This window comes from Cloacibacterium sp. DMC96 (assembly GCF_056313765.1).
In genome coordinates this window covers 89,726-115,171 of the sequence record NZ_JBQUZQ010000001.1, presented here as the reverse complement: position 1 = coordinate 115,171, position 25,446 = coordinate 89,726, and the positions used below count along the sequence as shown (strand labels likewise).

Genomic DNA, 25,446 nt, shown 5'->3' with positions numbered 1-25,446 from the left:
TTTTATATTTGTTCAATAGGATTTCTAAAATAAGTAACAATGAGTGATTACAAGGAGAGAAACGAAAATGAAATTTTCACAAAGGTGTTGAAGGCAGGTAGAAGAACTTATTTCTTTGATGTGCGCGAAACAAAAGCAGGAGACTATTATCTTACCATTACAGAAAGTAAAAAGAATTTTGGTGAGAATGGAGAAGCAACTTTCGAGAAGCATAAAATCTATTTATACAAAGAAGATTTTGCAAGTTTCAGAGAAATGTTTAATGAATCTACAGATTTTATCATCGCTCAAAAAGGTGAGGACGTAATTTCTGAAAAACATGACAAAGACTTTAAGTCTAGATCTTTCACTATCGAATCTGACGACGAAGTATAAAATTAAAAAAAGCATCCTTTTTTAGGATGCTTTTATATTTTTAAATGATTCTTTTATCCAAATTCTTGGATTATTTTTCTATTGATTTGGCGCAGGAATACTTGAAAATCTCATGCTAATGGTGAGATTAGTATCATTAGTCGCCGTATTTTTTAATACATAAGCTACTCTAGCTTTCACAGAACCGCTTTTTACAATTTGGTCTAAAATTTTAGAAGTATCTGGATCTAAATTGAGCGTATTCCCAATATTAGAGCCAATATCTGTTCTTTGAGCCACTAAAATTTCACCAGTGTTATTTCCAGAAAGATAAACTTTGATGGATTTAAAAATTCCCAATTCGCCATTCGTACTCAAGTTGGTAGCAGTTGCTTTGGCGCTAGAAATTCTAATATCTTGAACCATGCTGGTTCCTGCTCCTACATATTGAGCGAAACTTGTAGCAGAAGACGTTACAGAAATTTCTTGATTTCCTGGCACTCCAGAAGAAACTAAAACATTCGTGGTATAAGGAACGGTATTCTGCACGATGCTTTGCACTGTACCACAACTCACTGTAGTAGCTGCAATTACAAAAGCTGATAAAATTAAATTTTTCATATTTACATTTTTTTATTTTATTCTACTGTCACGGAGATATTTCCCTTCAGTTTTCCTTCTGCCATAAGATTTTTGCCAAAAACAATCTTATAGGTTCCGCTTTGTTTTTTAGTATATTTCATTTCTCTCGAAAAAGGACCATCCGCAGAACCATCTGGTAAAATAATTTGATTGATTCTGAGATTTCTACCTTTCTCTACGGTATTAATTTTAGCAGAAAGAGTGGGCCTATTAAAATTTTTAATCACCAGAATAAATTGCTGGTTCTCATCTGTAAACTCTTCACCAATGGTAAATGGAAGTTGAGAAGCATCTACAGTTCTGATGATTTTATTACCTTCTACCGTTCTCATTGCACCTTTTCTTCCTTGTGATGGTTGAGAAGAATTATTTTCCATGATTTCTGTTTTAGTGGTAGTTGTATTTGCATTTTGAGAAATTCCGTTGCTGGAACAACAACTCACGCCTAAAATAGAACTCCACAAAACATTAATTAAAATTTTCATATCATTTGGTTTATCATTAGCGAGCTAATATTATACCAAAGTTACTCAATAATTGTAGAATATTCAGCTTGATGTAAATGTTGTAACAATTCGTTAGAATTCTAAAAATTTAGTGTTTCGTAGTAAAGAATTTTTGATAAAAACGGCTTTTTATCATTCAACTCTTTTTCATAATTCGCTCTTTCACTCATTTCTTTCGGAAATTTTTCTTGAAGAATTTTATCATTGTAATTCAAAGAATACAGAAATTTAAAATCTGCTTTTTCATTCTTAATATTGTAAACTGTGGCAATATTTCCCCAATTGATAAAACTACACACCAAAATCGTTCCGTAGAAATACCAAACCATTTGGTTAAAAAGATACGCATTGGTTTTTTGCTTATGAATTTTAATGAAAGTAAAAACCAATCCAATAATGGCTAAAATTAAAAACGCATAAACACCTAATCTTTTGTAGGTTAAGCCTAAATTCAATACGTATTCTGAATTTTTCGCAAAAGCCGAAATCACTAAAACGGCATTCAGAAATACCCAAATTTTTGCCAAAACTTTCAATGATTTTGCTTGTGTATCAAAATTGAAACTGCCTTTAAAATAGAACATAATCACACCTATTGCCATCACAATACTCGCAATTACCGCTCCTACTCTTTCGTGGGTTTCTTCGGCAAGTTGATTAGCCGTAGCTTTTGGCAATTCTACAAACTGCTCATAATTAAACGTAATGATGAAGAATAACAATAAAATATTCAATGCTACAAAGGATACTACACCACTCAATCTTTCAAAAGGAAGGTCTAGAAAATCGTATGTAGGTTTCAGTTTTTTGTCTTCATTCAAAAAATCGTTTTTCAAATAATGATTGTTCTTGATAAAAAATTCATAAATCGAAAAATTGAAATAATTAAAAGCCAAGAAAAACCCTAAAATACTTAATGCGATAACTTGCCAAAGATTAATATCTAATTCATAATCAGAAAAAAGCGAAGCAAAATGTGAACTTCCGTGTGTATAAATCGCAAAGAAAATCAACAGCAGAAAAGCTGGGATTAGAACCACCGCTAAAACTTTTTGCCAAAAACTTTCGGTTTTTCTCTGTGGCAACCATTGTTCGAACTGAAAAACACGGTAAATAAAGGTCACAAAATTAATAGCAAAAACTGGAATCACGAGAATGGATTTAAGTTCTTTGTTTTTGGAAGTGAAACCCAATAAAAAAAGCGAAGTAAAAATGGCCAAAAAAGAGGCAAAATCAGCGTACCAAGCAAAAGCGATACTGCTTAAAATGCTGGTCGCCAAAACTGAATAAAAAGTTCGGGTTTTGAATCTTTTTTCGGTATTGAAATAAGTAAGAGTCGCTACCAAAATTCCTAAAATTCCGATATTTAATCCAGGTTCTTGGTCATAAAACAGTACAACAAACATTGCTGTAACTAAAAAGATTAAATGATGTGTTTTCATGATAATTTTAAAATTTGTTTTCAATTACAATTGTTAGAAATAAGTATATGGCTCCTATTAGGATATTTGAAAGAATTAAAAGAGAAGAATTAATGTGCATCCAATAACTTTTTTTTTCTACAAATGCTTCATATAATTCATAAACAGCGACGACTATATTTAATGACCCAATCAAAAAGACATAAATGTATCCAAAATAAAAAACAGTATAACCAAACGATGAATTAAGGTTTAGAGAGATTGTAATAAACAATATTGTAGAACAAATAAAAGTTATTATAAAAACTCCTTTTGCTTGATCGGTAAATTCTAAGCTTCTAAAATTTAAAAATTTATTTTTCATATTAAATTTTTCTAAAAAGTTTAATGGAGAAATACATAAGACTGATTATTAAACATTTTCTAAAATTAACTTCCAGCAACTGGACTTCCGAAAATTCCTACCGCTAATTCTGCCCAAATCAGAAATAATGCTAACAGAATTAAGACGATGTAAAACATTCTTCTCGCATTCTTTTTCTCCATTTTCAGAACCATATCTACGCAAAATGCGGTTCCAAAAAGAAGAATTCCAGCGATTAAAAAGTCAAAACCAGACCAATTAATTTCTTTGGTAAACTGCATCCCAATAAACGGAATAACTAATAGTAAAGCTGCCAATCCATAGATGACGAAGCTTCTTTGTTTGTTTGTTATCATAATTTTTAATTTAAATTTTACTTAAAGTACTTTGAAATACAAAGTTAATTTTGAAAAAATTAAAGGATTGCTCCTTTTTGATTTTTGACTAATTATTGTTTGTTTTAAATTTTCAATTCTCCACTTTCAATTTTCAATTTAAAAAATTATTTCCCTAATAATTTTTCTAAAGCTGACAGATGTTCTTCGAAAGCTTTTCTTCCTGTTTGTGTAACTCGGTAAGATGTTTTTGGCTTTTTGCCAACAAATTCTTTCTTTATTTCAATGTAATTATATTTTTCTAATGCAGAACTATGACTTGCCAAATTCCCGTCTGTAACTTCTAAAAGTTGCTTCATTTCATTAAAATCAACCCAATCGTTAACCATCAGAACGGACATAATACCCAATCTGACACGGCTTTCAAATTCTTTGTTGAGTTGAGAAATCATAATTTTTAATTCAATTTATAAACTACCTTTTATCAATATTAATTACAAAATCAAAATATTTGTCTTCTATTCGATTATGCTTTTTATCAATTTGAACAATTACTTTATTTTTACCATTAATATTCTCACTTATATATCTAATTGCCAATTGATTAGTTTTCACAACATTATCAATTTCATTTTTGTCTAAAAAAATCAGACTATCTTTAATTTTATATTTACCTCGAAATTGAGAACGTCCTAATACTGAGCCATTCTCAAATAAATAAGAACCATCTTTTCTAAATTCAAATGAATAACCATTAATATCTCCATCATAATTAGCTTGCAATATAACTTCCGAACTGTCTCTATACCACAAATAAAAATTTACGACTAAGACTCCAAAAATTATAAAACCGCCAATGAAAGTGGGAATAAAGTTCTTCATGCTTTTATCTTTATGGTATCGAATTAGATTATTCTTTAAAGTAAATCCAAAAAAAATAAAAAAAACTAGAATTAATACAAAATACACAAACCCATCAAAAATAAAGAATTCATTTGCATTAACATAAGTGAAATATAAATAATATAATCCCGATAAAATCATGAGAATAAAGATCAATATTTCGGAAAACTTTTTCACTTTTAATTATTTTTACTTATACTTCTTATGCATTATCAAACCATAAACAATATGCAAAACTCCAAAACCAACTGCCCAGAAAAATAAACCATACCCTAAAAAGAACAGTGATACAATTCCTAATGCCATTTCGCACAATCCTAAATATTTAATGTCAGAAAAAGTGTAATTTCCTGCATTAAATAGCGCTAATCCATAGAAAATTAAAGTGGCTGGAGAAAGTAAACCATGTAAACCGTGATACAATAATCCTGCGCAAAATAAACCTCCAATTCCCAATGGAATGGCAAAGTTATACAACAATTTTTTGGTGGTAGCATCCCAAATTTGAAGATGATGGGCTTTGCTTTTTTTAATGGTAAAATACGCTCCAGAAGAAATCGCTAAAACCATTATGAACATCGCCACGATAACCAAGTGAACAATAAAGTCTTTTTCATAGTATTTTACCGTTCCTTCGAAATAATCTACTCCATTTTTTTTGAAAAAGAAATAAACATAAATAGCACCAGCTAAAGCAAATAAACCAGCAAAAACGCCAGAAATTCCGCTCAAAGAAATAAATCGAGAGCTTTTTTCCATCATTTTTCTGATGTGCTGCAAGTCTTCTTGGTAGTTTTTATTTTTCATAAATAAAGCACTTTGAAATACAAAGTTAATATTTATTTTGAAACTGCAAAATTAATTTGCAGTTTCTTTCTTATTTATTTCTCAGATTTTCTTTAATTTTTTCAATATTTTTCTTTGCGGTATCTTCTAGAATAAGACTTGCGCTCATGTGAATTCTTTCTGGAGAAAGCTCTGTAAAGTGCTCTGTTCCTTCCCAAGAAACTTTTTTGATTAAAGCCAAAGCATCTGAACTTCTACTCGCCAATTTTTCTAAAAATTGTGCAATTTCAAAATCCATTTCTGCAATCGTAGGAGAAACCGCATGGTAAATATTATGCTGTTCTGCCCAATTTGCGCTTCGGAAATCTGCATCTATTGCCATCGCAGTGAATTGTGATTTACCAATTTTTCTTTCTACATAAGGTCCAATCACAAACGGACCAATTCCTAAATTAATTTCGGTGAGTGCCAAACTTGCATTCTCTGTCGCAAAACAATAATCTGCAGCACAAGCAATTCCTACTCCACCTCCAGTCGTTTTCCCTTGAACTCGTACCACTACAATTTTTCGGCAAGTTCTCATGGCATTGAGCACTTTGGCAAAACCTCCAAAGAAAGTTTTTGACGTTTCTAGATCGTTGATTGCTAACAATTCTTCAAAACTTGCTCCTGCACAAAACGCTTTTTCGCCTTCAGATTTTAGTAAAATGGCTTTCACTTCTTCTTTTGCCGCTTCGTCTAATATGGTTTGTGCTAATTTTTCTAAAATTTCGCTGGGTAATGAGTTGCTTTTTGGCGTCCCGAAAGTGATTTCGGAGATATTATTTTTAATTTCTGATGTTACAAATCCTTTTTCCATAAATTTATTAAGGCTTCATTCCCAAAGCTTTGGTATAGCCTTCAATTTTTACACAGTTTTTAAATTTCATATTTTCAAGTAAATCAAGCATCGCTTTTTTTACCAATTCTTGATTAGGTCTTGCATCTCGCACTTTTCCTAAATCACTTCTATCTTTTTTGGTATACTCTACTATCAAATCCCAATTTTCTGGTTTTGGAATATACATCATTCCGCTTTTTTGAACCATTTTTTTGTATGGCCAATACGTCCAACCAATGTTGTTTTCTTCTAAAGTAATTCTAAATTTTTCAACCCATTCATCGGTATTTTCACCTGTTTCACCCATGTACATTGGCAGGTTTACCTTGTCTCTGAAATCTATAAAATCTTGAATACTTTGTTTGTCTGTTCCACTCCAATAACGGTGGCAAGTAAACATAATTTTGTCATCATATTTCCAATCCGTAAAAAAGGAAAAATTACCGTTCCACTGCGCTCCGCCTAACATAATGATGTGGTTTTTATCTACTTTTCTAATTGCCAAAGTACATTCTTTGTATAATTTTTCTAGATTTTGATTAAGTCTTGGCAAGTCATCTTTGAAATAATGCGCAATCGGTTCGTTAAGCAAATCGTAACCTAAAACGGTAGTATTATTTGCATATTTTTTAGCAATTCTAGTCCAAATTTCTATAAATTGTTTCTGATTTTCAGCATTTTCCATTAACCAAGGATACGCGTAACTATCATCTATATTATCGCCAGTTTGTCCACAAGGAGCATCGTGCATATCCAGAATGACGTATATCCCAGCTTCTTTACACCAACCGATTACCTCATCTAAAATTTCAAAACCATTTTGGTTTTTGGTTTCTCCCATAAAATCTTCATCGGTAAATAATTTATAATGAAACGGGATTCTCAAAGTATTCATTCCGGTAGATTTTATATAGAAAATATCTTCTTTGGTGATATAATTTTTCTTAAACTCCTTCCAAAATTTTGCTGTAAAATCCTCTCCAACCATTTCGCAAAAAGCCTGATTAATTAATCTATAACTGGATGCATTTCCTTCGAAGAAAAACATATAGCCTTCTGGATTAAGCCAATTTCCAAGATTAGTTCCTTTGATCAAGAATCTTTCATGGTTTGGTGTATACAGATTCGGACCATCTATGTATACAAACTTAGTTTTTTTAGCTTGAGAAAACATCGATAAGCTCACCAAAGTTAAAAACACTAAGAAAATTTTTGTTATTTTTTTCATTTTTTAAAATTTTAAGCAAATTTACATTACTGTGGCTTTCGCTATTGATATTTTAAGCTAAATTTTATCAGTTTTACAATAATCCAAATTGTTCAAAATGATGCGTAAAATGTTTTCTGTGCATCAACTCCATCATTTCTTTATTGAGCTTTCCAAAGACAAAATGCATATGCTCCTCTTCTGGATTTTCTCTATAATAAATCTGATATTTCTGAAGATTTTCTAAAAATTTCTCTTTGGCTTGCTCCAGATTTTTATACTTCAACTCTGGTAAAGTTCCATCTTCTGGAAGGAACGGCGCAGGAAAATCTTTTGGCATTTTTCGGTGATTGTATAGAGAATCTTGATACTTTTCTAAATGCTCTTCTGGAGTGAAGCATTTCTCAGCTTCTGGTTCACCTATACTATATAGCAAAGTTGTTTCTAGATGTTCCAACATTTCTTGAGCAGTCATTTTTCCCCAATTTGGTTTTGTATTTTCAGTTAAACCATTCAATAATTTTTGAATATTTCTTCTATTCAACTCAATGAAAGGCGATTTTTTTGCCACTAAAGTCAAAATGGTAGCTACACAAACCACCTCTTCTCTTTGATTCACTACCTCAACCAACCATTTTACCACTCCACTTGGAATATTTCTACCTTTTACACCTCTGTTGATTTTTTCTTTCGCCGTCAAATAAACGGTAATGGTATCTCCAGCATAAACTGGTTTAAAGAAACTTGCATTTTCCAGTCCATAATTCGCAATAACTGGCCCTTTTTTCCCTGAAACAAATAAACCTGCTGCTGCAGAAAGAATGAAATATCCATGAGCAACGGTTTTGTCAAAAATAGTTCCGTTTAAGCTGGTTGCATCTGTATGTGCATAAAAATGATCCCAAGAAACATTAGAAAAATTCACAATATCTGCTTCCGTAACAGTTCTACCTGCGGTTTCTAGAGAATCTCCAACTTCTACTTCTTCAAAATATTTCTGGAAAGGATGTTTATCACTGAATTTCTTTTCTGCTCCTTGCGTATAAACTTTGGTAATCGCCGTCAAAACATCTGGCGAACCTTGAATCGCAGTTTTTTGAAGGAAGAAATGAAGTCCATTTAAACCTCCCATTTCTTCGCCACCTCCAGCTCTTCCAGGACCACCATGCATTAAAGTTGGCAACGGAGAACCGTGACCTGTACTTTCTTTGGCATTATCTCTATTCAAAACAAAAATTCTACCATGAGAACTCGCCATTTTCCAAGAAGTTTCGGCTACAAATTTCTCATCATGAGAAACAATAGAACCTACTAAACTTCCTTTTCCTCGTTTTGCTAAAGCAGCAGCTTCTTCTGAATCTTTGTAAGGCATTATTGTAGAAACCGGGCCAAAAGCTTCGAGTTCGTGAGATATATTTTTTTCAAAAGGTTTATCATTATAGAAAACTTTCGGAGTAAAGAAAGCTCCGTTTTCATAATTTGCTTCTACCAAATCATGCTTTCCATCGTAGATGAGTTCTGTTTCAGCTTTTAAGAGATTTACTTTTTCTTCTAAAATCTGCATTTGTTCTTTTCCAACAATAGAGCCCATTTTGGTTTCTCTGCTTAATGGATTTCCAATTTTTGTTTGGTCAAGAGCTTTTGATAACGCATTTTGAACATCACCAACTAAATTTTCAGGAACAATAATTCTACGGATTGCCGTACATTTTTGTCCTGCTTTGGTGGTCATTTCATTTTTAACTTCTTTGATGAACAAATCAAATTCTGGAGTTCCCGGTTTGGCATCTAACCCAAGAATAGAACAGTTCAAAGAATCTGCTTCCATATTAAAACGAATTGCATTACCAGAAATTGACGGAAGCGCTTTCAGTTTTCTACCAGTATTTGCAGAACCTGTAAACACCACAGAATCACCATCTTTTACAAAATCTAAAATATTCCCATGTTCGCCACAAACCAACTGAACTGCACCTTCAGGAAGATAACCACTTTCTATCATATCTTTGAAAACTTCATTCGTAAGATAAGAACTGAACGGCGAAGGTTTTACAACGGCTGGAACTCCCGCCAAAAGCGATGTTGACAATTTTTCTAACATTCCCCAAACTGGAAAATTATAGGCGTTGATTTGTACAGAAACCCCTTCACTTGGCGTCAAAATATGTGTTCCGAGATGCGTTCCGTAGGTAGAAATTTTCTGAGTATCTCCATCTACCCAAAATGGTGTATTGGGAAGCATTCTTTTCGCCAAACCTGAATAGGTGAAAAAAGTACCAAAACCTCCTTCAATATCTACCCAAGAATCAATATGAGTGGCACCTGTTTTATAAGAAAGTTCATAGTATTTTTTCTTTCTTTCTAAAAGGTACAATGCAATTTTTTTAAGCATTTCTCCACGGTCGTAAAAAGTCATAGAAGACAAGTTTTTATAACCGATTGTTCTTCCATAGTGAAGAGCTTCTTCAAAATCTAGTCCCGAAGTATCTGAAATGGCAACCAGTTCTCCGTTTACAGCATTATAAAGCGGAATTTCGTGGCCGTTTCCTTCAATCCATTGTCCTGATATATAGTTTTTTAGTTTCATTTTATGTGAGGATGTTAGATTTTAGATGTTTTGAGTTTCTTGAAAATAAATTTTAATATCATAAAAAGTAAAAATAGAATAATTGCCAAATCAAAAATAAAAACTAAATAAATTATGATTTCTGAAAATGGAAATTCCTGATTTTTAATAAATTGTTCTTGTTGTTTTGATTGCGCGTGTTCTAATGAATCTGAAATTCTCAAACCTTCTTGATTTAGATAAAACCCAAAAATATTTAGTGCAATTAGAAAAATCACTCCAAGAATTACAAAAAATATTTTTTTTGAAAATTTCATTATAAATTTTGGCTAAAGCCAATTGCTTTTTTATTTTTTTAAAAAACGGGCTTTAGCCCGTTTTTATTGAATTTATTTTTCGTGGTTAAGATACTCAAATTTTAAATTTTGGAAAATGGTGAAATTGCAACGAAATTGCGCCCCAGATTGCAACGGAAATACTCTTGTTTTTCTTTGTCTTCGACTCCGCTCAGACTGACAGAAGTTGAAAAATAAAAGATTATAGTGGAAAGCTGGAAATTTGGCGCCATTATTTAGTCCAAACGGAGTAATCTACAATTTTGGTGGGCGTTTGTTCAACAAATTCTGTGTATGGTTCGCACGGTTGAATGGCGGTTTTTCCTTCACGAGCTAATTCTTGATAAATAGCGGTTCCTTTGGTTTTCCAAGCAATCATTTCGTCTGAAACTTCGCGAATAATTTTCGCAGGACTGCCAACTATCAATTTTCTATTTTCCGAAATAAAACCAGTAGGAACGAAGCTTAACGCACCAATAATGCATTCGTCTCCAATTTTGGCATTGTCCATTACGACGGCGTTCATGCCAACCAAACAATTTTTGCCAATGTGCGCCGAATGAATAATCGCACCATGACCAATATGCGCCGATTCTTCTAAAACAGTGGCAATTCCTGGAAAAACATGAAGCGTACAATTTTCTTGAACGTTTGCGCCGTCTTTGATCATGATTTTGCCCCAATCTCCACGCAAAACAGCACTAGGCCCGATGTATACTTCTTCGCCAATTTCTACATTCCCAATAATTACCGCTTGAGGATGAATGTATGCTGATTTTTTGATAATGGGTTTTATACCGTGGTATGAATAAATGTTCATTTTTACAGATTTACGTTTTCAATAATCATTGCGTAACCTTGTCCCACTCCGATGCAGAGCGTACAAAGTGCATATTTTTTATTTTTTTTTTGTAATTCTAAAGCGGCAGTTCCTACAATTCTGGTTCCTGACATTCCGAGAGGATGACCTAAGGCAATCGCGCCACCATTTGGATTTAATCGTTCGTCTTTTGCATCAATTCCTAATTCCTGTAAAACTGATAATGCTTGAGCTGCAAAAGCTTCGTTGAGTTCAATAATATCCATATCTTCCAACGAAAGATTGGCTCTCGAAAGTGCTTTTTTGGTCGCTTCTACTGGACCTATTCCCATAATTCTAGGTTCTACACCAACCACTGCGCTTGAAATAATTTTTGCCAATGGCTTCAAATTATATTTTTTTACGGCGTCTTCACTTGCCAAAATCATGGCAGCAGCTCCGTCATTTAAGCCAGAAGAATTTCCTGCAGTAACACTTCCGCCTTCTTTTTTGAAAGCAGGTCTTAACTTCGCTAATTTATCTAAAGTAGTATCTGGTTTTATAAATTCGTCTTCTGAAAAGATTTTCGGTTCTCCTTTTTTTTGTGGAATTTCTACTTTTACAATTTCTTGAGCTAATCTTCCCGAATTTTGAGCAGAAGTAGCTTTTTGCTGAGAAAGCAATGCAAATTCATCTTGCGCTTCTCTGGAAATTTTATAGATTTCAGCTAGATTTTCTGCGGTTTCTCCCATTCCATCAACTCCATAGAGTTCTTTCATTTTGGGATTAATAAACCTCCACCCGAAACTGCTATCAAACAACTGTACATCTCTGCCAAAAGGTTGAGCTGATTTACTCAAAACATAAGGCGCTCTAGTCATCTGTTCAACTCCTCCAGCCAAATAAATTTCGCCTTCGCTAATTGCAATCGCTCTGTACGCATTGGTAATTGCTGCCATTCCAGAAGCGCATAATCTATTCACGGTTTCTCCGCCAATTTTTACAGGAAGTTCTGCCAAAAGTGAAGCCATTCTTGCTACATTTCGATTGTCTTCGCCGGCTTGATTGGCACAACCTAAAATCACGTCTTCTATTTCTTCGGCGGGAATTTGTGGATTTCTCTTTACAATTTCCTTCAAAACGATGGCTGCTAAATCATCTGCTCTTACTTCTGATAAGCCTCCTTGAAATTTAGCAATCGGTGTTCTGATGTAATCTATGATGTATACTTGTTTCATATTTTTAATGAGATAATTAGATGATGTGGAAATGTGATAATCAAAAAATCAGCACATTTTCACACTAACACATCTATAAATCAACTACTTTTTTATCAATTTTATAAACAGTTCCTCTAAAACTTGCGACCACCACTTTATGCTGATTGGTAATCGTAATATCATAAACTGCTGTTTTTCTGGTATCTGCCATGAGAATACTTTCGGCAAAAAGCGTGTCTCCTAAACGTACTGCTTTGGTAAAATTAATCATGCAATTGAGCGCAACTGCTGCATCTCCCGTATTGTTAGAAGAGAATGCCAATGCAGAATCTGCAAAAGCAAAAGTTACTCCACCATGAACCGTTTTTAAGCCATTAATCATTTCTTTTTTGATGGGCATTTCAATCAAACAGTAATGTTCGCGAACCTCAACCAGTTTTATCTCCATCCATTGTGAGAAAAAATCTTGATTGAGCATATATTGTGCGGTTTCTAGTGGTGTCATTTAGTATAAAATTGTAAAGTCGTTAATTTGTAAAATTGTGTAGTTGATTTATTTAAGTTTTCTTCCTTTTAAAAAACTATTGTATATGGTGAAAATTAAAACAAATACTGTTAAAATCAACCATTTATCTTGAAAAAACTGTACAAAAGTATCCTCAGAATTATTGATGAATTTATTCATGAAAAAACTCATCGGAACAATAATGACGAAAGATACAATTGCGTTTATGATTGCAATAATTAGTTTTGGATTCATATTTTGAATGTGATAATGCGTTAATGAGACAATTTGATAATGAAATTCAGCTCTTAAATTAATTCAATTTTCTAAGCAACGGACTTTGTCTGTAGCGTTCTTCTTGGTACTCTTCGTAGAGATTTTGTAAGACTTCCGAAATTTTTGGATAACCAATTTCTTTTCCCCAATTCAATAATCCTTTAGGATAATTTACACCTTTTTGCATCGCAGTTTCTATATCTTCATCATTGGCAATTCCTAATCTTTTTGCTTCTACCGCTTCATTAATCAACATAGAAATAATTCTCATGAAAATCATTTCATACAAAGTTTCATCTTTTTGTGGAACTGGCTTTTCACTTCCTTCAGAATAATCATAAAAGCCTTTTCCTGTTTTTCTACCAAGTAATTTGGCTTCGCTCATTCTTTGCTGAAGTAAGGAAGGTTTATATTTGGGATCGAAAAAATAATCATGATAAACGGTTTTCGTTACCGAAAAATTAACATCAATTCCGATTAAATCCATCAATTCAAATGGTCCCATTTTAAAATTCCCAAGAGATTTCATCGCATCATCTACTTGTTCTGGAGTGGCGATATTTTCTTCTACAATTCTGAGTGCTTCTCCATAAAAAGGTCTTGCAATTCTGTTGACAATAAAACCAGGAACATCTTTAGCAATGATAGGAGATTTGCCCCAAGATTTCATTAAATCTACGATTTCTTGAGCCAAATTATTTTCAGTCAACAACCCTGGAATTACCTCCACCAAAGGCATTAATGGCGCTGGATTGAAAAAATGAATCCCGATAAAACGTTCAGGATTTTTAAGTTCTGCCTGAAGCGAAGTAATGGAAATAGACGAAGTATTAGATCCCAAAACACATTTTTCTGAAACATAGGTTTCTAACTCAGTGAAAACTTTTTGCTTGATTTCTTTATTTTCGATGATGGCTTCTATTACCAAATCACAATCTTTCAATTCCTTGATTTCTTGGCAAGGCTTAATGTGGCTAAAAACTTCTAAGGATTTTTCTGCAGAAATTTTTCCTTTTTCTGCTAATTTATCTAATGTAGATTTTAAATTTTTTAGAGATTTTTCGGTTTGTGAGAAGTTGGCATCGTACAAAAAAACCTTGCAATGTGCAGTTGCAGCCACTTGCGCAATGCCAATTCCCATAGTTCCAGAGCCGATGATTCCAATTTTTGAGATTCCAGATTCCAGATTCGAGACTCTAGACTCTTGGTTCTTGATTATAGATTCTTGCATCTTTATTATTTTCCTGTATAATTGGGTTTTCTTTTTTCTAAAAATGCAGTAACGCCTTCTTTGAAATCTTGGGTTTCTGCTGCGTCTTGTTGATAAATTCCTTCTAAATCCAATTGCTCTTTTAAATCGTTTTCATAAGAATGGTTGAATGCTTTTTTGGTTAACGCAATCGCTTTTGTAGGCAAGTTAGAAAGCGTTTCCAGCACTTCCATAGATTTTGCAGAAAATTCTGCATCACCGAAAGCATCTGCAATTAACCCCAGTTTCAAAGCATCATTTGCCGAGAGTTTTTTTCCTGTAAAAGCAAGATAATTCGCTTGTTGACGTCCTAATAATTTAGGCAACCAGTACGTTCCGCCTGTATCTGGAATTAAACCAATATTCACAAAAGCTTGAGAGAAATAGGAATTTTCTGTAGCCAAACAAATATCACAAATCAGCGCCAACATTGCTCCAGCTCCAACTGCAGGACCATTCACCAAAGAAACGACTGGTTTTCTGCAATGTGCTATTTCTTCAACCAAAGGATTGTAATAATCTACCACCATTTTCTGAATCACTCTTTCTTCTTCTACATTTCCGAGTGAAAGTGCTTCTTTCAAATTTTGCCCCGAACAAAAAGCTTTTCCTCTGCCAGAAAGTGCTACACAACGCACATTTTCATCTTCATTGCATGCTACAATGAAATTTTTCAACTCTTGGAGTAAAACTTTATTGAGTGAATTATAGGTTTCGGGCTGATTGAGATAAGCGATTTTCAACTTACCCTCGAAATGGGTTTCTATTTCTATCTGAGTGTACATTTTCTTTAGAATTGTTAATTTGTAAAATCGTAAAGTCGTTTTTACAAATCTAATGTTTTTATGTGATTTTTTTTTGGTTCTGCGATTTTGCAACTTTACAGTTCCACAATTTTACGCTAATGACATTTAAAATAATCAAAAGGTTCTAAACAATCTTGGCACTGATAACTGGCTTTGCAAAGTGTAGACCCGAATCTGCTGATTTGCGTAGTGTTTTCACTGCCACATCTCGGACATTTTTTGGGAATGTGAAGATGATTTTCATCTGCGCCTTTTTCTGGTGGAACAATTCCGTAAGCTCTCAGTTTTTCTCTGGCTTCATCAGTCATCCAATCTGTAGTCCAAATTGGAAACATTTTGGTAACTACTTTTGCAGAAATTCCTTTTTCTTTAAATAATTTGATAATATCTTCTTCGATATTAAACATAGCTGGACATGCAGAATAAGTAGGCGTAATGATGATTTCTGCTTCTTTTTCAGAAATCATTTTTGCATCACGAACAATCCCGAGCTCCACGATGTTAATCACTGGAATTTCGGGGTCTGGAATCTGAGTAAGTATTTCTAAAAGATTATTCAACTTTTTTATAAAAATAAATTGTGTTATTAGCTAAATAAACTGAGTCCTCTTTTTTGACGCTTTGGCTGATATGTTCAGAAAAATATCCAATAATTTCATCACCTTTTTTATATTCCAAAGGAATTTTTATCTCATATTTCCCGTTATTATTTTCCATCAAAGACTTCTTAATTTTCTTACCATTATTGGAAATGAAGTAATTTAAATCAGCTCTCATAAATTTTTCTTCTTTGTTTCTTGGAGAATAAAAATTCAATTTCATGATTTTAACTCCATTTTCTACTTTCCATTCTATATGGTAAAATTTACTTTTGAGTGTATCAATTATCCCTTTATCTGAAAAGATTACTTGATTTCTGTGAATATTATTTTTCTCAAAAACTAAATAATCAATTTCAATTTTTTTCGAGTCATTCTTATTGATTAAAGTCCAAAAACCTGTTTTTTCAGAAAGTTTAGTATTAAAATTACCTTCTAGAAAAAAAGTTCCATTTGTTCCTGAAATATGTAAAATAGAATCGTTAATTTTTTGTTTTCTCTGTGTCTTATAATTTTTTAAACTAAAAAGTTCTTCAAGACTTTTATTATCTGGAATTTCATAAACATTATTTAATTCTTTCTTTTGGCAAGAAAAAATTGACAATAAGGCAATCAAAAATAAAAATAGACTCTTCATTTCACTTCGTTTCATTCAGAATGACAGTATGTTAAAAAACTTCCAGCTTCTGACTTCAGACTTCCAACTTTCTACCAAACACAATTAGGATACGTTCTTTGCATATACTGAAGTTCACACAAAATATATCCAAAATATTCGGTGTGTATTCCTTTTCTACTCCCTTTTTGCATAAATTCTGAACTTGGAACTTCTAAACCAAATTTGGCAAAATCTTCTACGATTTTAGCTTTCCATTCTTCATGAAGTTGTTTGGAAGAAGGAATTAAATTCAGTGCTACTAAATTTTCCTCTTCTTCTACTTCATCAAAGAGTCCACCTGTGTATTCCCAAAGATTTTCGAGAGCCGCTTCTATTCTTTTTCGGCTTTCTTCGGTTCCTTGAGCAAAAATGCGCATCCAAGTTTCGGTGTGAGTGTAGTGATATTTTACTTCTTTCAGAGATTTTTGAGCGATTGCCCTCAGTTCTTCATCTGCAGAATTGCTTAAATTTTCGTACAAAAAATTTTGGTAAACCGCAAAGAAATAAGCCTTCATAATGGTATTGGCATAATCTCCATTTGGTAATTCTACCAATTGTGCATTGAGGTATTCTTTTTCTACACGAAGCATGGCAAAATCATCCGCAGTTCTTCCGTCATTAAATAAATTTGCCGCTAAATTGTAGAAATTATTGGCTTGACCAAATTGATCAAGAGCGATGTTAATGACCGCAATATCTTCTTCCAAGTACGGACCTTTTCCGCACCATTCTGCCAATCTTTGCCCCATAATCAGGGAATCATCTGCGAGTTTTAGGAGGTAGTTTTTCATTTTTTTTTAGAATCAAGAAATAAGAACCGAGAACCAAGATAAAAAAGTCTTACATCTTGATTCTTGAATCTAATTGTCTGTTTTACATATTCTTCACATCATTAGGAATTTGGTAAAAAGTAGGATGACGATAGAGTTTATCATCTGCAGGATCAAAGAAAGCTTCTTTGTCTATTCCTTCACTTGTTACCACATATTTGCTGGGAACTACCCAAATAGAAGTTCCTTCTCCGCGTCTTGTATAAACGTCTCTAGCGTTTTGAAGTGCCAGTTCTGCAGTTGGCGCTTGAACCGTTCCTGCGTGTTTGTGAGAAAGTCCTGGTTTGGTTTGGATAAAAACTTCCCACATATCAAGGTTATTCATTATTTTAAATTATAAATTTTAGATTTTAAATTATTTTTGTTGTACTCCTCTAAATCACATAAACGAAAACTCGGATAGCTACTTTTAATTCAAGTGCCTACTTTTCGCTACCATCGCTCGCACAGATACACTAATTTTGTTTTTAGGTAAGGTTTAAAACAACTATTTTTTTTTAAATTTCATACTCTAATACGACTTCTATGGAGCTGTTTTTGTTAAAACTAATTTTTTCGTAAAAAAATTTTGTTACTTAGAACATATATATTTTCATTTATCTGTTTAAGCCTTAATGAATATTTTAAATAATTATTTTGAGGTATTTATTAAAAAAAAACTTTGTAATTAAATAAACAATATAAGCTCTAAATAACAGGCCAAAGAAAAATCCAAAATTATATGCCCCGCTTTCATTAAAACTAATACTAAAATTTTTGAAAACCATCAAAATGCATATATTTAATAATATAATTTTTAATTTTTTATTATTTTCAGAGTATAACTTCATAATATTTTATTTTTTTTCAAATTTTCCTGTTTTGCAGCATACGCAATCGCTGCTTCTTTTACCCAAGCGTTTTCTGCTTGTGCTTTTCTTTTGGTTTCGAGGCGTTTTTTATTGCACGGTCCGTTTCCTTTTAAGATTTCATTAAATTCATCCCAAGGTAAATCACCAAAATCATAGTGCTGTGTTTCTTCGTTCCATTTTAAATTTTTATCTGGAACTTTCAGTCCTAAAAATTCTGCTTGAGGAACGGTAACATCTACAAATCTTTGGCGGAGTGAATCGTTACTTTCTCTTTTCACTCGGTAATTCATAGATTTTTGAGAATTAGGAGAAGCGTCATCATTCGGACCAAACATCATCAAAGCTGGCCACCAAAATCTGTCTAAAGCGTCTTGAGCCAATTGTTTCTGTTCTTTGGTTCCACGGCAAAGCGTCATCAGGATTTCGTAGCCTTGTCTTTGGTGAAAAGATTCTTCTTTACAAATTCTGAGCATCGCTCTGGAATAAGGGCCGTAAGAATTTCCCATCAACATTACTTGATTCATAATGGCAGCTCCATCTACTAACCATCCAATCGCTCCAATATCTGCCCAACTTAATGCTGGATAATTAAAAATACTAGAATATTTGGCTTTTCCAGAAAGCATATCATTATAGGTAGAATCTCTATCTGCGGCAATTTCTCCGTTGTTAAGCGTTTCTGTAGCGGCATATAAATACAAACCGTGACCTGCTTCGTCTTGAATTTTTGCCAAAAGTGCCATTTTTCTTCTCAAACTTGGCGCTCTGGTAATCCAATTGGCTTCTGGCAACATTCCCACTACTTCAGAATGAGCATGTTGAGAAATCTGTCTTACCAGAAGTTTTCTGTAATCTTCTGGCATCATATCTTTGGGTTCTACCTTATTTTCGGCTTGAACGTATTGTAAAAATTTTTCTGTATCCATATTTTTGCTTTCAGCTTTCGGCAATCTGCTTTCAGCATTTTTTAAATTTTTTAATACAATATTTTTTTGATTATGAGCTCTTTTCAGCTGATTGCAGAAAGCAGACAGCGATAAGCCAAATCATAATTTTCCGTCGCTTAAATCGTCTTTTATATAAATCCCTACTTTAGAATTTACAAATTCTCCTGCAACGAAGTTTATTTTTTGGTCTCCGTTGGTAATTTCATACTCTTTGAAAAAGTAAACTTGCCCTTCATAAGGTCCTTTTACTTCTACTTTTTTGTTGACACAATGCCAATAATGGTTCCAAATATTTGTGCCATTTATTTTAAACTCTTCGTTTTCATCGATGGCTTTTGCGAATTTCCAATTGACCATTTTTTTAATTTTTTAGAATGAATTATACATCATAGTTCAGCATCACGATATTGGTAGTTGGGTGACACTGACAAGTTAATACAAAACCTCTTGCGACTTCGTCTTCGGTAAGCGCAAAGTTTTTTTCCATAAAAACCTCACCTTCCATCACTTGAGCTTTGCAGGTGCAACAAACACCTCCTTTACAAGCAAACGGAACTGGTAGGTTTTCTTTCAATGCTTTATCTAAAATACTTTCTTTTTTAGAATTGAGATGAATAGAATACTCATCATCATCTATAATCAGCGTTACAAAACTTTCTAAGTTGGGTATTTTCTTGAATTCCTCGCTCATTTCTGCATTATCTTCATCATCTGGAGCAGAGAAATATTCATATAAAACCTGCAATGCAGGAACTTTTCTTTCTTTTTTCAGAAAATCCGAAGTCGACTTAATCATTTCGGTTGGCCCACAAATGAAAAACGTAGAATCTTCTGGTTTTATTTCGGGATTTTTATCTAAAAGTTGACCTAACTTTTCAGTAGTGATTCTCCCTTCAAAAAGAGCATCTTCTTGGGACTCTCTACTCAAAACATGCGTAACCTGAAATCTCTCTGGAAATTGTGCTTTCAAAGCATCTAATTCTTCTTTGAGCAAAATATTTTGAGAATTTTTATTGCCAAAAAACAATAAAACTTTAGCATTTGGCTCTTGAAACAATGCTTCTTTGAGATTAGACAAAACTGGAGAAACACCGCTTCCTGCTGCTATTCCTACATAATTTTTATGATTAGATCCATGATAATTGGTACAGAAATTTCCCATAGGTTGTTGCACTTCTACCTCGTCATTTTCTTTAAGATTTTGGTTAAGATAGGTAGAAATAGTGCCATTTTCCATCTGTTTAACTAAAATGGAAAGCGTTTGAGAATTTTCTGAAGGTGCATCTATTATAGAATACGAACGGCGAAACTCTTCTTCCCCGAAATTAAACTTGAGGTTAAGATATTGCCCTTGTTTAAATTTAAATTTATCTTGTATAGAAGAAGGTATTTCGAAGGTAATTCTCACTGCTTCATCTGTAACCTTCTGAATTTTAGCTACTTTTAATGTATAAAAATGGTTCATATCAATTCATTTCTTCGGAAGTAACCCGATGTCAACAAATATAATATTTTATGCGAAAAATAAAAGATAAATTTATTTTTTCCCAATCACGCCATAGAGTAAAACATTTTGAAGAAAATACATATGTTTTTCTAAATCAAAATTTTCTTCGGGAATGTATCGGTAAACGTTATTCAGTACATTGAGAGAAAACTTGGTGGTCAACATTAAATTTTCATCATCTTTTAAGCCCAAAGAAAGTAAATATTCTTTGATGACTTCTTCTGCAAGATCTCTATAATCATTAATCTTTTGAAAATATTTATGTTGTTCTTTAAAATCTACTTTTAATCTATAAATATTGGTAAAAAAAACATCGAACATCTTTACATTATTATACATTGCGGTAAGATGATTGACGACTAAGATTCTAACTTTTTCAAAAGCAGATAGGCTAGGATTTTTGAGATCATCATTTCTCTGCATAAATCTATTTGACACATCATTACTAATCCACTCCATAATTTCTTCTTTAGATTTAATGTGTGCATAAAGTGAGGCAGCTTTTACATTCATCACTTCTGCTATGTCTCTCATAGAGGTATCGGCAAAACCTCTTTTATAGAACAATTCAAGAGCTACATTTAGTATTTCCTGTTGTCTCGGAGTGAGATTCTTCATTGGTATTTGTGCTTTTCACAAATATACAATATAAATTTTCTAAAAAAATTAACATTATATAATAAAACAAATAAAAATTATGAATTTTATTTATCAAACACCTAACCATAAACCTGAAACAATGTCAACATCCAAACTCAATAATATATAAAATTCAGAAATTTTGTCTATAAAAATTTTAAGAAATTACAGAAATCAGGAAATTTTGACCTAAAAATTACTTTAGAATACATTTTGAAGCATACCAATCAAAACCATTAATATGAACTTAAACCAATATACCACAAAATCACAAGAAGCCATTCAAAAAGCACAACAAATCGCGCTTGATTTTGGCCATCAAAGCATTGAACCTCAACATTTATTAGAAGGAATTCTTCAAGTAGATGAAAATATCTCTGCATTCCTGATGAAAAAATCAGAAGCAGACCTTAATCTTATTAGAGAAAAAAACCGTGAAGTCTTAGAAAAACTTTCAAAAGTAGAAGGTGGAAACATTTATCTTTCTCAATCAGCGAACAAAATTCTTTTGGACGCACCAAATATTGCCAAAAAAATGGGCGATGAATATGTAACCATTGAGCATCTTTGGCTTTCACTTTTAGAGGTAAATTCTGAAGTTTCTAAAATTTTAAAAGATTTTGGAGTGACTAAAAATTCATTAGAAGCCGCCATCAAAGAATTGAGAAAAGGGAGCAAAGCAACTTCGGCAAGTTCAGAAGAAACTTATCAAAGTTTAAATAAATATGCTAAAAACTTCAACGAACTCGCCGCAGAAGGAAAACTAGACCCTGTAATTGGTAGAGACGAAGAAATAAGAAGAGTTTTACAAATTTTATCAAGAAGAACCAAAAACAACCCGATTCTAATTGGCGAACCAGGTGTAGGTAAAACCGCTATTGCAGAAGGAATTGCTCATAGAATTATTTCAGGTGATGTTCCAGAAAATTTAATGGACAAAACCATTTATTCACTAGATATGGGCGCATTAATTGCTGGCGCAAAATACAAAGGTGAATTCGAGGAGCGTTTGAAATCTGTAGTAAATGAAGTCATCAAAAGTGACGGACAAATCATTCTCTTCATCGATGAAATTCACACTTTAGTAGGAGCTGGTGGTGGAGAAGGCGCAATGGACGCTGCTAATATTTTGAAACCTGCTTTAGCAAGAGGAGAACTTAGAGCAGTTGGTGCAACTACTTTAAATGAATATCAAAAATATTTTGAAAAAGATAAAGCTTTAGAGAGACGTTTCCAAAAAGTAATGGTGGAAGAGCCAGACACAGAATCTGCAATTTCTATCTTGAGAGGTATTAAAGACAAATACGAAGCGCATCATAAAGTAAGAATAAAAGACGAAGCCATTATTGCTGCCGTAGAAATGTCTCAAAGATATATTTCAGACAGATTTTTACCAGATAAAGCTATTGACTTGATCGATGAAGCTTCCGCAAAACTGAGAATGGAAATCAATTCTAAACCTGAAGAACTCGATGTTCTTGACAGAAAATTAATGCAGTTAGAAATAGAACTCGCTGCAATTTCTAGAGAGAAAAATGAATTGAAAATCAATCACCTGAAAGAAGATATTGCGAAAATCCAGGAACAAAGAAACGAAATCCATGCAAAATGGCTTGGCGAAAAGCAAAAATCTGAAGATTTAACCGCCATTAAAAAAGAAATAGAGTCTCTGAAATTAGAAGCAGAAAGAGCTTCTAGAATCGGTGATTACGCAAAAGTTGCCGAAATACAATACGGTAAACTTAGAGAAAAAGAGGAAGATTTAAAAAAATTAGAACTCGAAATGCAAAATCATCAGAATGAGCTCATCAAGGAAGAGGTAACCGCTGAAAACATTTCAGAAGTGATTGCAAAATGGACTGGAATCCCAGTAACCAAGTTGCTTCAATCTGAAAGAGAAAAATTGTTAAATCTAGAAACCGAACTCCACCACAGAGTGGTAGGTCAAGAAGAAGCGATTTCTGCTGTTTCAGACGCAATTAGAAGAAATAGAGCTGGATTAAATGACGAGAAAAAACCAATCGGAAGTTTCCTATTCCTTGGAACCACTGGAGTTGGTAAAACTGAATTGGCAAAAGCTTTGGCAGAATTCTTATTTGACGATGAGAACAACATGACTAGAATTGACATGAGCGAATACCAAGAAAGACATTCAGTTTCAAGATTGGTTGGTGCGCCTCCTGGTTATGTTGGCTACGATGAAGGCGGACAATTAACCGAAGCAGTGAGAAGAAGACCATATTCTGTAGTGCTTTTGGACGAGATAGAAAAAGCGCATCCAGATGTTTTCAACACGCTTTTACAAGTTTTAGACGATGGAAGATTAACCGATAATAAAGGACGAGTGGTGAATTTTAAAAATTCTATCATCATTATGACTTCCAACCTTGGTTCGCATATTATTCAGGAACGTTTTGACGCTGCACAGCGTGACAAAGATGACAATATCGATTTTGAAACTTTAGAAACAACCAAAGAAGAAGTTTTCGGATTATTGAAACAATCTCTTCGTCCAGAATTTTTAAACAGAATAGATGAAGTGGTGCTTTTCCAACCGTTAAGCAAATCAGAAATTGCTAAAATCGTGAATTTCCAATTAAGAGGATTTAATCAAATGCTAGAAAAGAGAAACATCATCTTAACTGCGACTGAAGACGCTTTAAAATATCTAACCAATAAAGGTTACGATCCTACATTTGGAGCAAGACCATTAAAAAGAGTGCTTCAACAAGAAGTACTGAACAGATTATCTAAAGAAATTCTCGCAGGAAAGATAAATGATGGAGAGAGAATCACTTTAGATTATTTTGAAGAAAGCGGACTGGTTTTTCGACCAGTTGAAATATAACATTCATATTTTTCATATATAACTAACCATTTAAGTTTTTCATAGGAGATCCGTCTGGAATTTTCAGGCGGATTTTTCTATTTTGATAACTTTACAAAAAAAATATCTAAAAAATAAAAAGTTTCTAGCATTTCACCCTAATATTACAAAATCAGCAATAAAAAAAACCTAATAAAATTACATAATTCACAAAGATTTAAGTTAATTTAATATTCATTTATCAAAGAAAAAACATATCTATTAAATAAAAATCAACACTTTTTGAAAAAAAATTTAAAAAAAATATTGCACATTAAATTTCAACTCTATATATTCGCAGCAGTGAATTAAAAACAATTTTATTAAAAATTAATTTGATATGAAGAAATTACTATTCGGAGTTATGGCGCTAGGAATGTTAGCTGCATGTAACACAACTGAGGAAACTGCAAACTTAACAGATGGTACCGCAAAAACAGCAACTGCATCTAGAAAATCTTGTCCATCTGAAGAAATCAGAGCAGAATTACTTAAAAACGATGCAAAAGCAAGAGCAAGATATGCTGCAATTGAAGCGGGCACTGAAAAATTCATTCAAGCTAAAAAATTAGGAAGAGTATTAGCTGATGGAACTGTAGAAATCCCTGTAGTTGTAAATTTATTATACAGAACTACTGCAGAAAATCTATCTGACGCTAGAATCGCAGAACAAATCGACGTTCTTAACAAAGACTTCGGAGCAACTAACTCTGATGTTAATAAAATCCCTGCTGAATTTGCTTCAGTAGCAGCTGGTGACACTAAAGTAAGATTTAGATTAGTAAAGACAGTTAGAAAAGCTACTTCTGTAAGATCTTGGAGAACCAACGATGCTATGAAAAAAGCTTCTACTAAAGGAATTGACGCTACAGATCCAACACAATACTTCAACATTTGGGTTGTAGGTGATATGGGAAGCATCTTAGGATATGCTACTTTCCCAGAATCTGCTGGTCAATGGAATGATGGAGTTGTTTTAGCTTCTAAATACACTGGTGTAACAGGTGCTACTGCTCCATACAACTTAGGAAGAACTGCAACTCACGAAGTAGGTCACTATTTAAATCTTCGTCACATTTGGGGAGATGCAACTTGTGGAAACGATTTCGTAGCTGACACTCCTACTCAAACAGGTTCTAATGGTGGTTCACCAACTTATCCTTTATACAATACTTGTGGCGGTGTACAAAGATCTGTAATGTTCATGAACTATATGGATTATGTATATGATTCTGCAATGTATATGTTCTCTGCTGGTCAAAGAGACAGAATGCAAGCTGTAGTAGCTGCAGGCGGAGTAAGAGCAGGATTAAGAAACTTATAATCTATATTCTTTAAAAATATTGGGGTTGTCATGGTTTTGGCAATCCCTTTTTATTGGTCTGAAAAATTAAA

At 33.1% G+C, this 25,446-nt stretch carries 27 protein-coding genes; 3 read left to right on the top strand and 24 right to left on the bottom strand.

Annotation, left to right across the window (positions count from 1 at the left end; all coding sequences use genetic code 11):
• Positions 1-39: 39 nt before the first annotated feature.
• Positions 40-375, top strand: a complete 336-nt coding sequence (locus ACT53I_RS00530) for a DUF3276 family protein (RefSeq protein ID WP_069800699.1) — start codon at positions 40-42, stop codon at positions 373-375.
• 78 nt (positions 376-453) lie between these two features.
• On the opposite strand, the gene ACT53I_RS00525 is transcribed toward ACT53I_RS00530, so the two are convergent.
• The 24 genes from ACT53I_RS00525 to ACT53I_RS00410 form a co-directional block, all read right to left on the bottom strand.
• The gene (locus tag ACT53I_RS00525; protein WP_069800696.1) at positions 454-975 is read right to left on the bottom strand and encodes a hypothetical protein; all 522 of its coding nucleotides are present in this window, start codon (positions 973-975) and stop codon (positions 454-456) included.
• 17 nt (positions 976-992) lie between these two features.
• Positions 993-1,481 (bottom strand): hypothetical protein, encoded by a 489-nt coding sequence (locus ACT53I_RS00520; protein WP_476077962.1) that lies wholly within the window; start codon positions 1,479-1,481, stop codon positions 993-995.
• 101 nt (positions 1,482-1,582) lie between these two features.
• Positions 1,583-2,944 carry a DUF4153 domain-containing protein gene (locus tag ACT53I_RS00515; protein WP_476077961.1) on the bottom strand — a complete coding sequence of 454 codons (1,362 nt, stop codon included), beginning with the start codon at positions 2,942-2,944 and terminating at the stop codon, positions 1,583-1,585.
• 408 nt (positions 2,945-3,352) lie between these two features.
• Positions 3,353-3,643, bottom strand: coding sequence for a hypothetical protein (locus ACT53I_RS00510; protein WP_461377389.1), 291 nt, complete (start codon positions 3,641-3,643; stop codon positions 3,353-3,355).
• Positions 3,644-3,789: 146 nt separating this feature from the next.
• Entirely contained in the window at positions 3,790-4,074 is a 285-nt protein-coding gene (locus ACT53I_RS00505) for a winged helix-turn-helix domain-containing protein (RefSeq protein WP_476077960.1), read from the bottom strand.
• 22 nt (positions 4,075-4,096) lie between these two features.
• Positions 4,097-4,504, bottom strand: coding sequence for a hypothetical protein (locus tag ACT53I_RS00500; protein WP_213195277.1), 408 nt, complete (start codon positions 4,502-4,504; stop codon positions 4,097-4,099).
• Between the two features lie 210 nt (positions 4,505-4,714).
• Positions 4,715-5,332 (bottom strand): hypothetical protein, encoded by a 618-nt coding sequence (locus ACT53I_RS00495; RefSeq protein WP_476077959.1) that lies wholly within the window; start codon positions 5,330-5,332, stop codon positions 4,715-4,717.
• Positions 5,333-5,402: 70 nt separating this feature from the next.
• The gene (locus tag ACT53I_RS00490; RefSeq protein ID WP_476077958.1) at positions 5,403-6,170 is read right to left on the bottom strand and encodes an enoyl-CoA hydratase/isomerase family protein; all 768 of its coding nucleotides are present in this window, start codon (positions 6,168-6,170) and stop codon (positions 5,403-5,405) included.
• A gap of 7 nt (positions 6,171-6,177) precedes the next feature.
• The gene (locus ACT53I_RS00485; protein WP_476077957.1) at positions 6,178-7,419 is read right to left on the bottom strand and encodes a glycoside hydrolase family 5 protein; all 1,242 of its coding nucleotides are present in this window, start codon (positions 7,417-7,419) and stop codon (positions 6,178-6,180) included.
• 73 nt (positions 7,420-7,492) lie between these two features.
• The gene (paaZ, locus tag ACT53I_RS00480) at positions 7,493-9,985 is read right to left on the bottom strand and encodes a phenylacetic acid degradation bifunctional protein PaaZ (protein WP_476077956.1); all 2,493 of its coding nucleotides are present in this window, start codon (positions 9,983-9,985) and stop codon (positions 7,493-7,495) included.
• Between the two features lie 546 nt (positions 9,986-10,531).
• On the bottom strand, positions 10,532-11,119 hold the full coding sequence (locus ACT53I_RS00475; protein WP_476077955.1) for an acyltransferase: 588 nt from the start codon (positions 11,117-11,119) through the stop codon (positions 10,532-10,534).
• A gap of 2 nt (positions 11,120-11,121) precedes the next feature.
• Positions 11,122-12,336, bottom strand: coding sequence for a 3-oxoadipyl-CoA thiolase (pcaF, locus tag ACT53I_RS00470; RefSeq protein ID WP_476077954.1), 1,215 nt, complete (start codon positions 12,334-12,336; stop codon positions 11,122-11,124).
• 73 nt (positions 12,337-12,409) lie between these two features.
• Positions 12,410-12,823 carry a PaaI family thioesterase gene (locus ACT53I_RS00465; RefSeq protein WP_104794139.1) on the bottom strand — a complete coding sequence of 138 codons (414 nt, stop codon included), beginning with the start codon at positions 12,821-12,823 and terminating at the stop codon, positions 12,410-12,412.
• Positions 12,824-12,871: 48 nt separating this feature from the next.
• The gene (locus ACT53I_RS00460) at positions 12,872-13,078 is read right to left on the bottom strand and encodes a hypothetical protein (RefSeq protein ID WP_371462299.1); all 207 of its coding nucleotides are present in this window, start codon (positions 13,076-13,078) and stop codon (positions 12,872-12,874) included.
• 58 nt (positions 13,079-13,136) lie between these two features.
• Positions 13,137-14,330 (bottom strand): 3-hydroxyacyl-CoA dehydrogenase NAD-binding domain-containing protein, encoded by a 1,194-nt coding sequence (locus ACT53I_RS00455; RefSeq protein ID WP_476077953.1) that lies wholly within the window; start codon positions 14,328-14,330, stop codon positions 13,137-13,139.
• Between the two features lie 5 nt (positions 14,331-14,335).
• Positions 14,336-15,133, bottom strand: coding sequence for an enoyl-CoA hydratase/isomerase family protein (locus tag ACT53I_RS00450; protein WP_476077952.1), 798 nt, complete (start codon positions 15,131-15,133; stop codon positions 14,336-14,338).
• A 116-nt stretch (positions 15,134-15,249) separates the two neighbouring features.
• The gene (paaD, locus tag ACT53I_RS00445) at positions 15,250-15,714 is read right to left on the bottom strand and encodes a 1,2-phenylacetyl-CoA epoxidase subunit PaaD (protein WP_476077951.1); all 465 of its coding nucleotides are present in this window, start codon (positions 15,712-15,714) and stop codon (positions 15,250-15,252) included.
• Entirely contained in the window at positions 15,707-16,390 is a 684-nt protein-coding gene (locus ACT53I_RS00440; protein ID WP_476077950.1) for a hypothetical protein, read from the bottom strand. Before ACT53I_RS00440 ends, paaD begins: the two co-directional genes overlap by 8 nt.
• Positions 16,391-16,461: 71 nt before the next feature.
• Complete coding sequence (gene paaC / locus ACT53I_RS00435) at positions 16,462-17,202, bottom strand: 1,2-phenylacetyl-CoA epoxidase subunit PaaC (RefSeq protein WP_476077949.1); 741 nt, start codon at positions 17,200-17,202, stop codon at positions 16,462-16,464.
• 82 nt (positions 17,203-17,284) lie between these two features.
• A complete protein-coding gene (gene paaB / locus ACT53I_RS00430; protein ID WP_104794144.1) occupies positions 17,285-17,566 on the bottom strand; it encodes a 1,2-phenylacetyl-CoA epoxidase subunit PaaB in 282 nt (93 codons plus the stop codon).
• A gap of 501 nt (positions 17,567-18,067) precedes the next feature.
• Positions 18,068-19,018 (bottom strand): 1,2-phenylacetyl-CoA epoxidase subunit PaaA, encoded by a 951-nt coding sequence (gene paaA, locus ACT53I_RS00425; protein WP_476077948.1) that lies wholly within the window; start codon positions 19,016-19,018, stop codon positions 18,068-18,070.
• 120 nt (positions 19,019-19,138) lie between these two features.
• On the bottom strand, positions 19,139-19,396 hold the full coding sequence (locus tag ACT53I_RS00420) for a hypothetical protein (protein ID WP_069800653.1): 258 nt from the start codon (positions 19,394-19,396) through the stop codon (positions 19,139-19,141).
• A 22-nt stretch (positions 19,397-19,418) separates the two neighbouring features.
• Entirely contained in the window at positions 19,419-20,504 is a 1,086-nt protein-coding gene (locus tag ACT53I_RS00415) for a 2Fe-2S iron-sulfur cluster-binding protein (protein WP_476077947.1), read from the bottom strand.
• Between the two features lie 72 nt (positions 20,505-20,576).
• Positions 20,577-21,164, bottom strand: a complete 588-nt coding sequence (locus ACT53I_RS00410) for a TetR/AcrR family transcriptional regulator (RefSeq protein WP_476077946.1) — start codon at positions 21,162-21,164, stop codon at positions 20,577-20,579.
• A 262-nt stretch (positions 21,165-21,426) separates the two neighbouring features.
• On the opposite strand from ACT53I_RS00410, the gene clpB reads away from it, so the two are divergent.
• Positions 21,427-24,033, top strand: a complete 2,607-nt coding sequence (gene clpB, locus ACT53I_RS00405; protein ID WP_476077945.1) for an ATP-dependent chaperone ClpB — start codon at positions 21,427-21,429, stop codon at positions 24,031-24,033.
• A gap of 358 nt (positions 24,034-24,391) precedes the next feature.
• Positions 24,392-25,375: a zinc metalloprotease gene (locus tag ACT53I_RS00400; protein ID WP_476077944.1), complete on the top strand. Its 984-nt coding sequence runs from the start codon at positions 24,392-24,394 to the stop codon at positions 25,373-25,375.
• Positions 25,376-25,446 lie beyond the last annotated feature (71 nt).

Excerpts from the sequence above, each read along its gene's own strand:
- paaZ (WP_476077956.1), bottom strand. The coding sequence starts at position 9,985 with ATGAAACTAAAAAACTATATATCAGGACAATGGATTGAAGGAAACGGC.
- ACT53I_RS00465 (WP_104794139.1), bottom strand. The coding sequence starts at position 12,823 with ATGACACCACTAGAAACCGCACAATATATGCTCAATCAAGATTTTTTC.
- clpB (WP_476077945.1), top strand. The coding sequence starts at position 21,427 with ATGAACTTAAACCAATATACCACAAAATCACAAGAAGCCATTCAAAAA.
- ACT53I_RS00515 (WP_476077961.1), bottom strand. The coding sequence starts at position 2,944 with ATGAAAACACATCATTTAATCTTTTTAGTTACAGCAATGTTTGTTGTA.
- ACT53I_RS00530 (WP_069800699.1), top strand. The coding sequence starts at position 40 with ATGAGTGATTACAAGGAGAGAAACGAAAATGAAATTTTCACAAAGGTG.
- ACT53I_RS00485 (WP_476077957.1), bottom strand. The coding sequence starts at position 7,419 with ATGAAAAAAATAACAAAAATTTTCTTAGTGTTTTTAACTTTGGTGAGC.
- ACT53I_RS00440 (WP_476077950.1), bottom strand. The coding sequence starts at position 16,390 with ATGAAGAGTCTATTTTTATTTTTGATTGCCTTATTGTCAATTTTTTCT.
- paaB (WP_104794144.1), bottom strand. The coding sequence starts at position 17,566 with ATGAATAACCTTGATATGTGGGAAGTTTTTATCCAAACCAAACCAGGA.
- ACT53I_RS00460 (WP_371462299.1), bottom strand. The coding sequence starts at position 13,078 with ATGAATCCAAAACTAATTATTGCAATCATAAACGCAATTGTATCTTTC.
- ACT53I_RS00420 (WP_069800653.1), bottom strand. The coding sequence starts at position 19,396 with ATGGTCAATTGGAAATTCGCAAAAGCCATCGATGAAAACGAAGAGTTT.
- ACT53I_RS00400 (WP_476077944.1), top strand. The coding sequence starts at position 24,392 with ATGAAGAAATTACTATTCGGAGTTATGGCGCTAGGAATGTTAGCTGCA.
- ACT53I_RS00450 (WP_476077952.1), bottom strand. The coding sequence starts at position 15,133 with ATGTACACTCAGATAGAAATAGAAACCCATTTCGAGGGTAAGTTGAAA.
- ACT53I_RS00495 (WP_476077959.1), bottom strand. The coding sequence starts at position 5,332 with ATGAAAAATAAAAACTACCAAGAAGACTTGCAGCACATCAGAAAAATG.
- ACT53I_RS00500 (WP_213195277.1), bottom strand. The coding sequence starts at position 4,504 with ATGAAGAACTTTATTCCCACTTTCATTGGCGGTTTTATAATTTTTGGA.
- ACT53I_RS00490 (WP_476077958.1), bottom strand. The coding sequence starts at position 6,170 with ATGGAAAAAGGATTTGTAACATCAGAAATTAAAAATAATATCTCCGAA.
- ACT53I_RS00475 (WP_476077955.1), bottom strand. The coding sequence starts at position 11,119 with ATGAACATTTATTCATACCACGGTATAAAACCCATTATCAAAAAATCA.
- paaA (WP_476077948.1), bottom strand. The coding sequence starts at position 19,018 with ATGGATACAGAAAAATTTTTACAATACGTTCAAGCCGAAAATAAGGTA.
- ACT53I_RS00520 (WP_476077962.1), bottom strand. The coding sequence starts at position 1,481 with ATGAAAATTTTAATTAATGTTTTGTGGAGTTCTATTTTAGGCGTGAGT.
- pcaF (WP_476077954.1), bottom strand. The coding sequence starts at position 12,336 with ATGAAACAAGTATACATCATAGATTACATCAGAACACCGATTGCTAAA.
- ACT53I_RS00505 (WP_476077960.1), bottom strand. The coding sequence starts at position 4,074 with ATGATTTCTCAACTCAACAAAGAATTTGAAAGCCGTGTCAGATTGGGT.
- ACT53I_RS00510 (WP_461377389.1), bottom strand. The coding sequence starts at position 3,643 with ATGATAACAAACAAACAAAGAAGCTTCGTCATCTATGGATTGGCAGCT.
- ACT53I_RS00410 (WP_476077946.1), bottom strand. The coding sequence starts at position 21,164 with ATGAAGAATCTCACTCCGAGACAACAGGAAATACTAAATGTAGCTCTT.
- ACT53I_RS00415 (WP_476077947.1), bottom strand. The coding sequence starts at position 20,504 with ATGAACCATTTTTATACATTAAAAGTAGCTAAAATTCAGAAGGTTACA.
- ACT53I_RS00455 (WP_476077953.1), bottom strand. The coding sequence starts at position 14,330 with ATGCAAGAATCTATAATCAAGAACCAAGAGTCTAGAGTCTCGAATCTG.
- paaC (WP_476077949.1), bottom strand. The coding sequence starts at position 17,202 with ATGAAAAACTACCTCCTAAAACTCGCAGATGATTCCCTGATTATGGGG.
- ACT53I_RS00525 (WP_069800696.1), bottom strand. The coding sequence starts at position 975 with ATGAAAAATTTAATTTTATCAGCTTTTGTAATTGCAGCTACTACAGTG.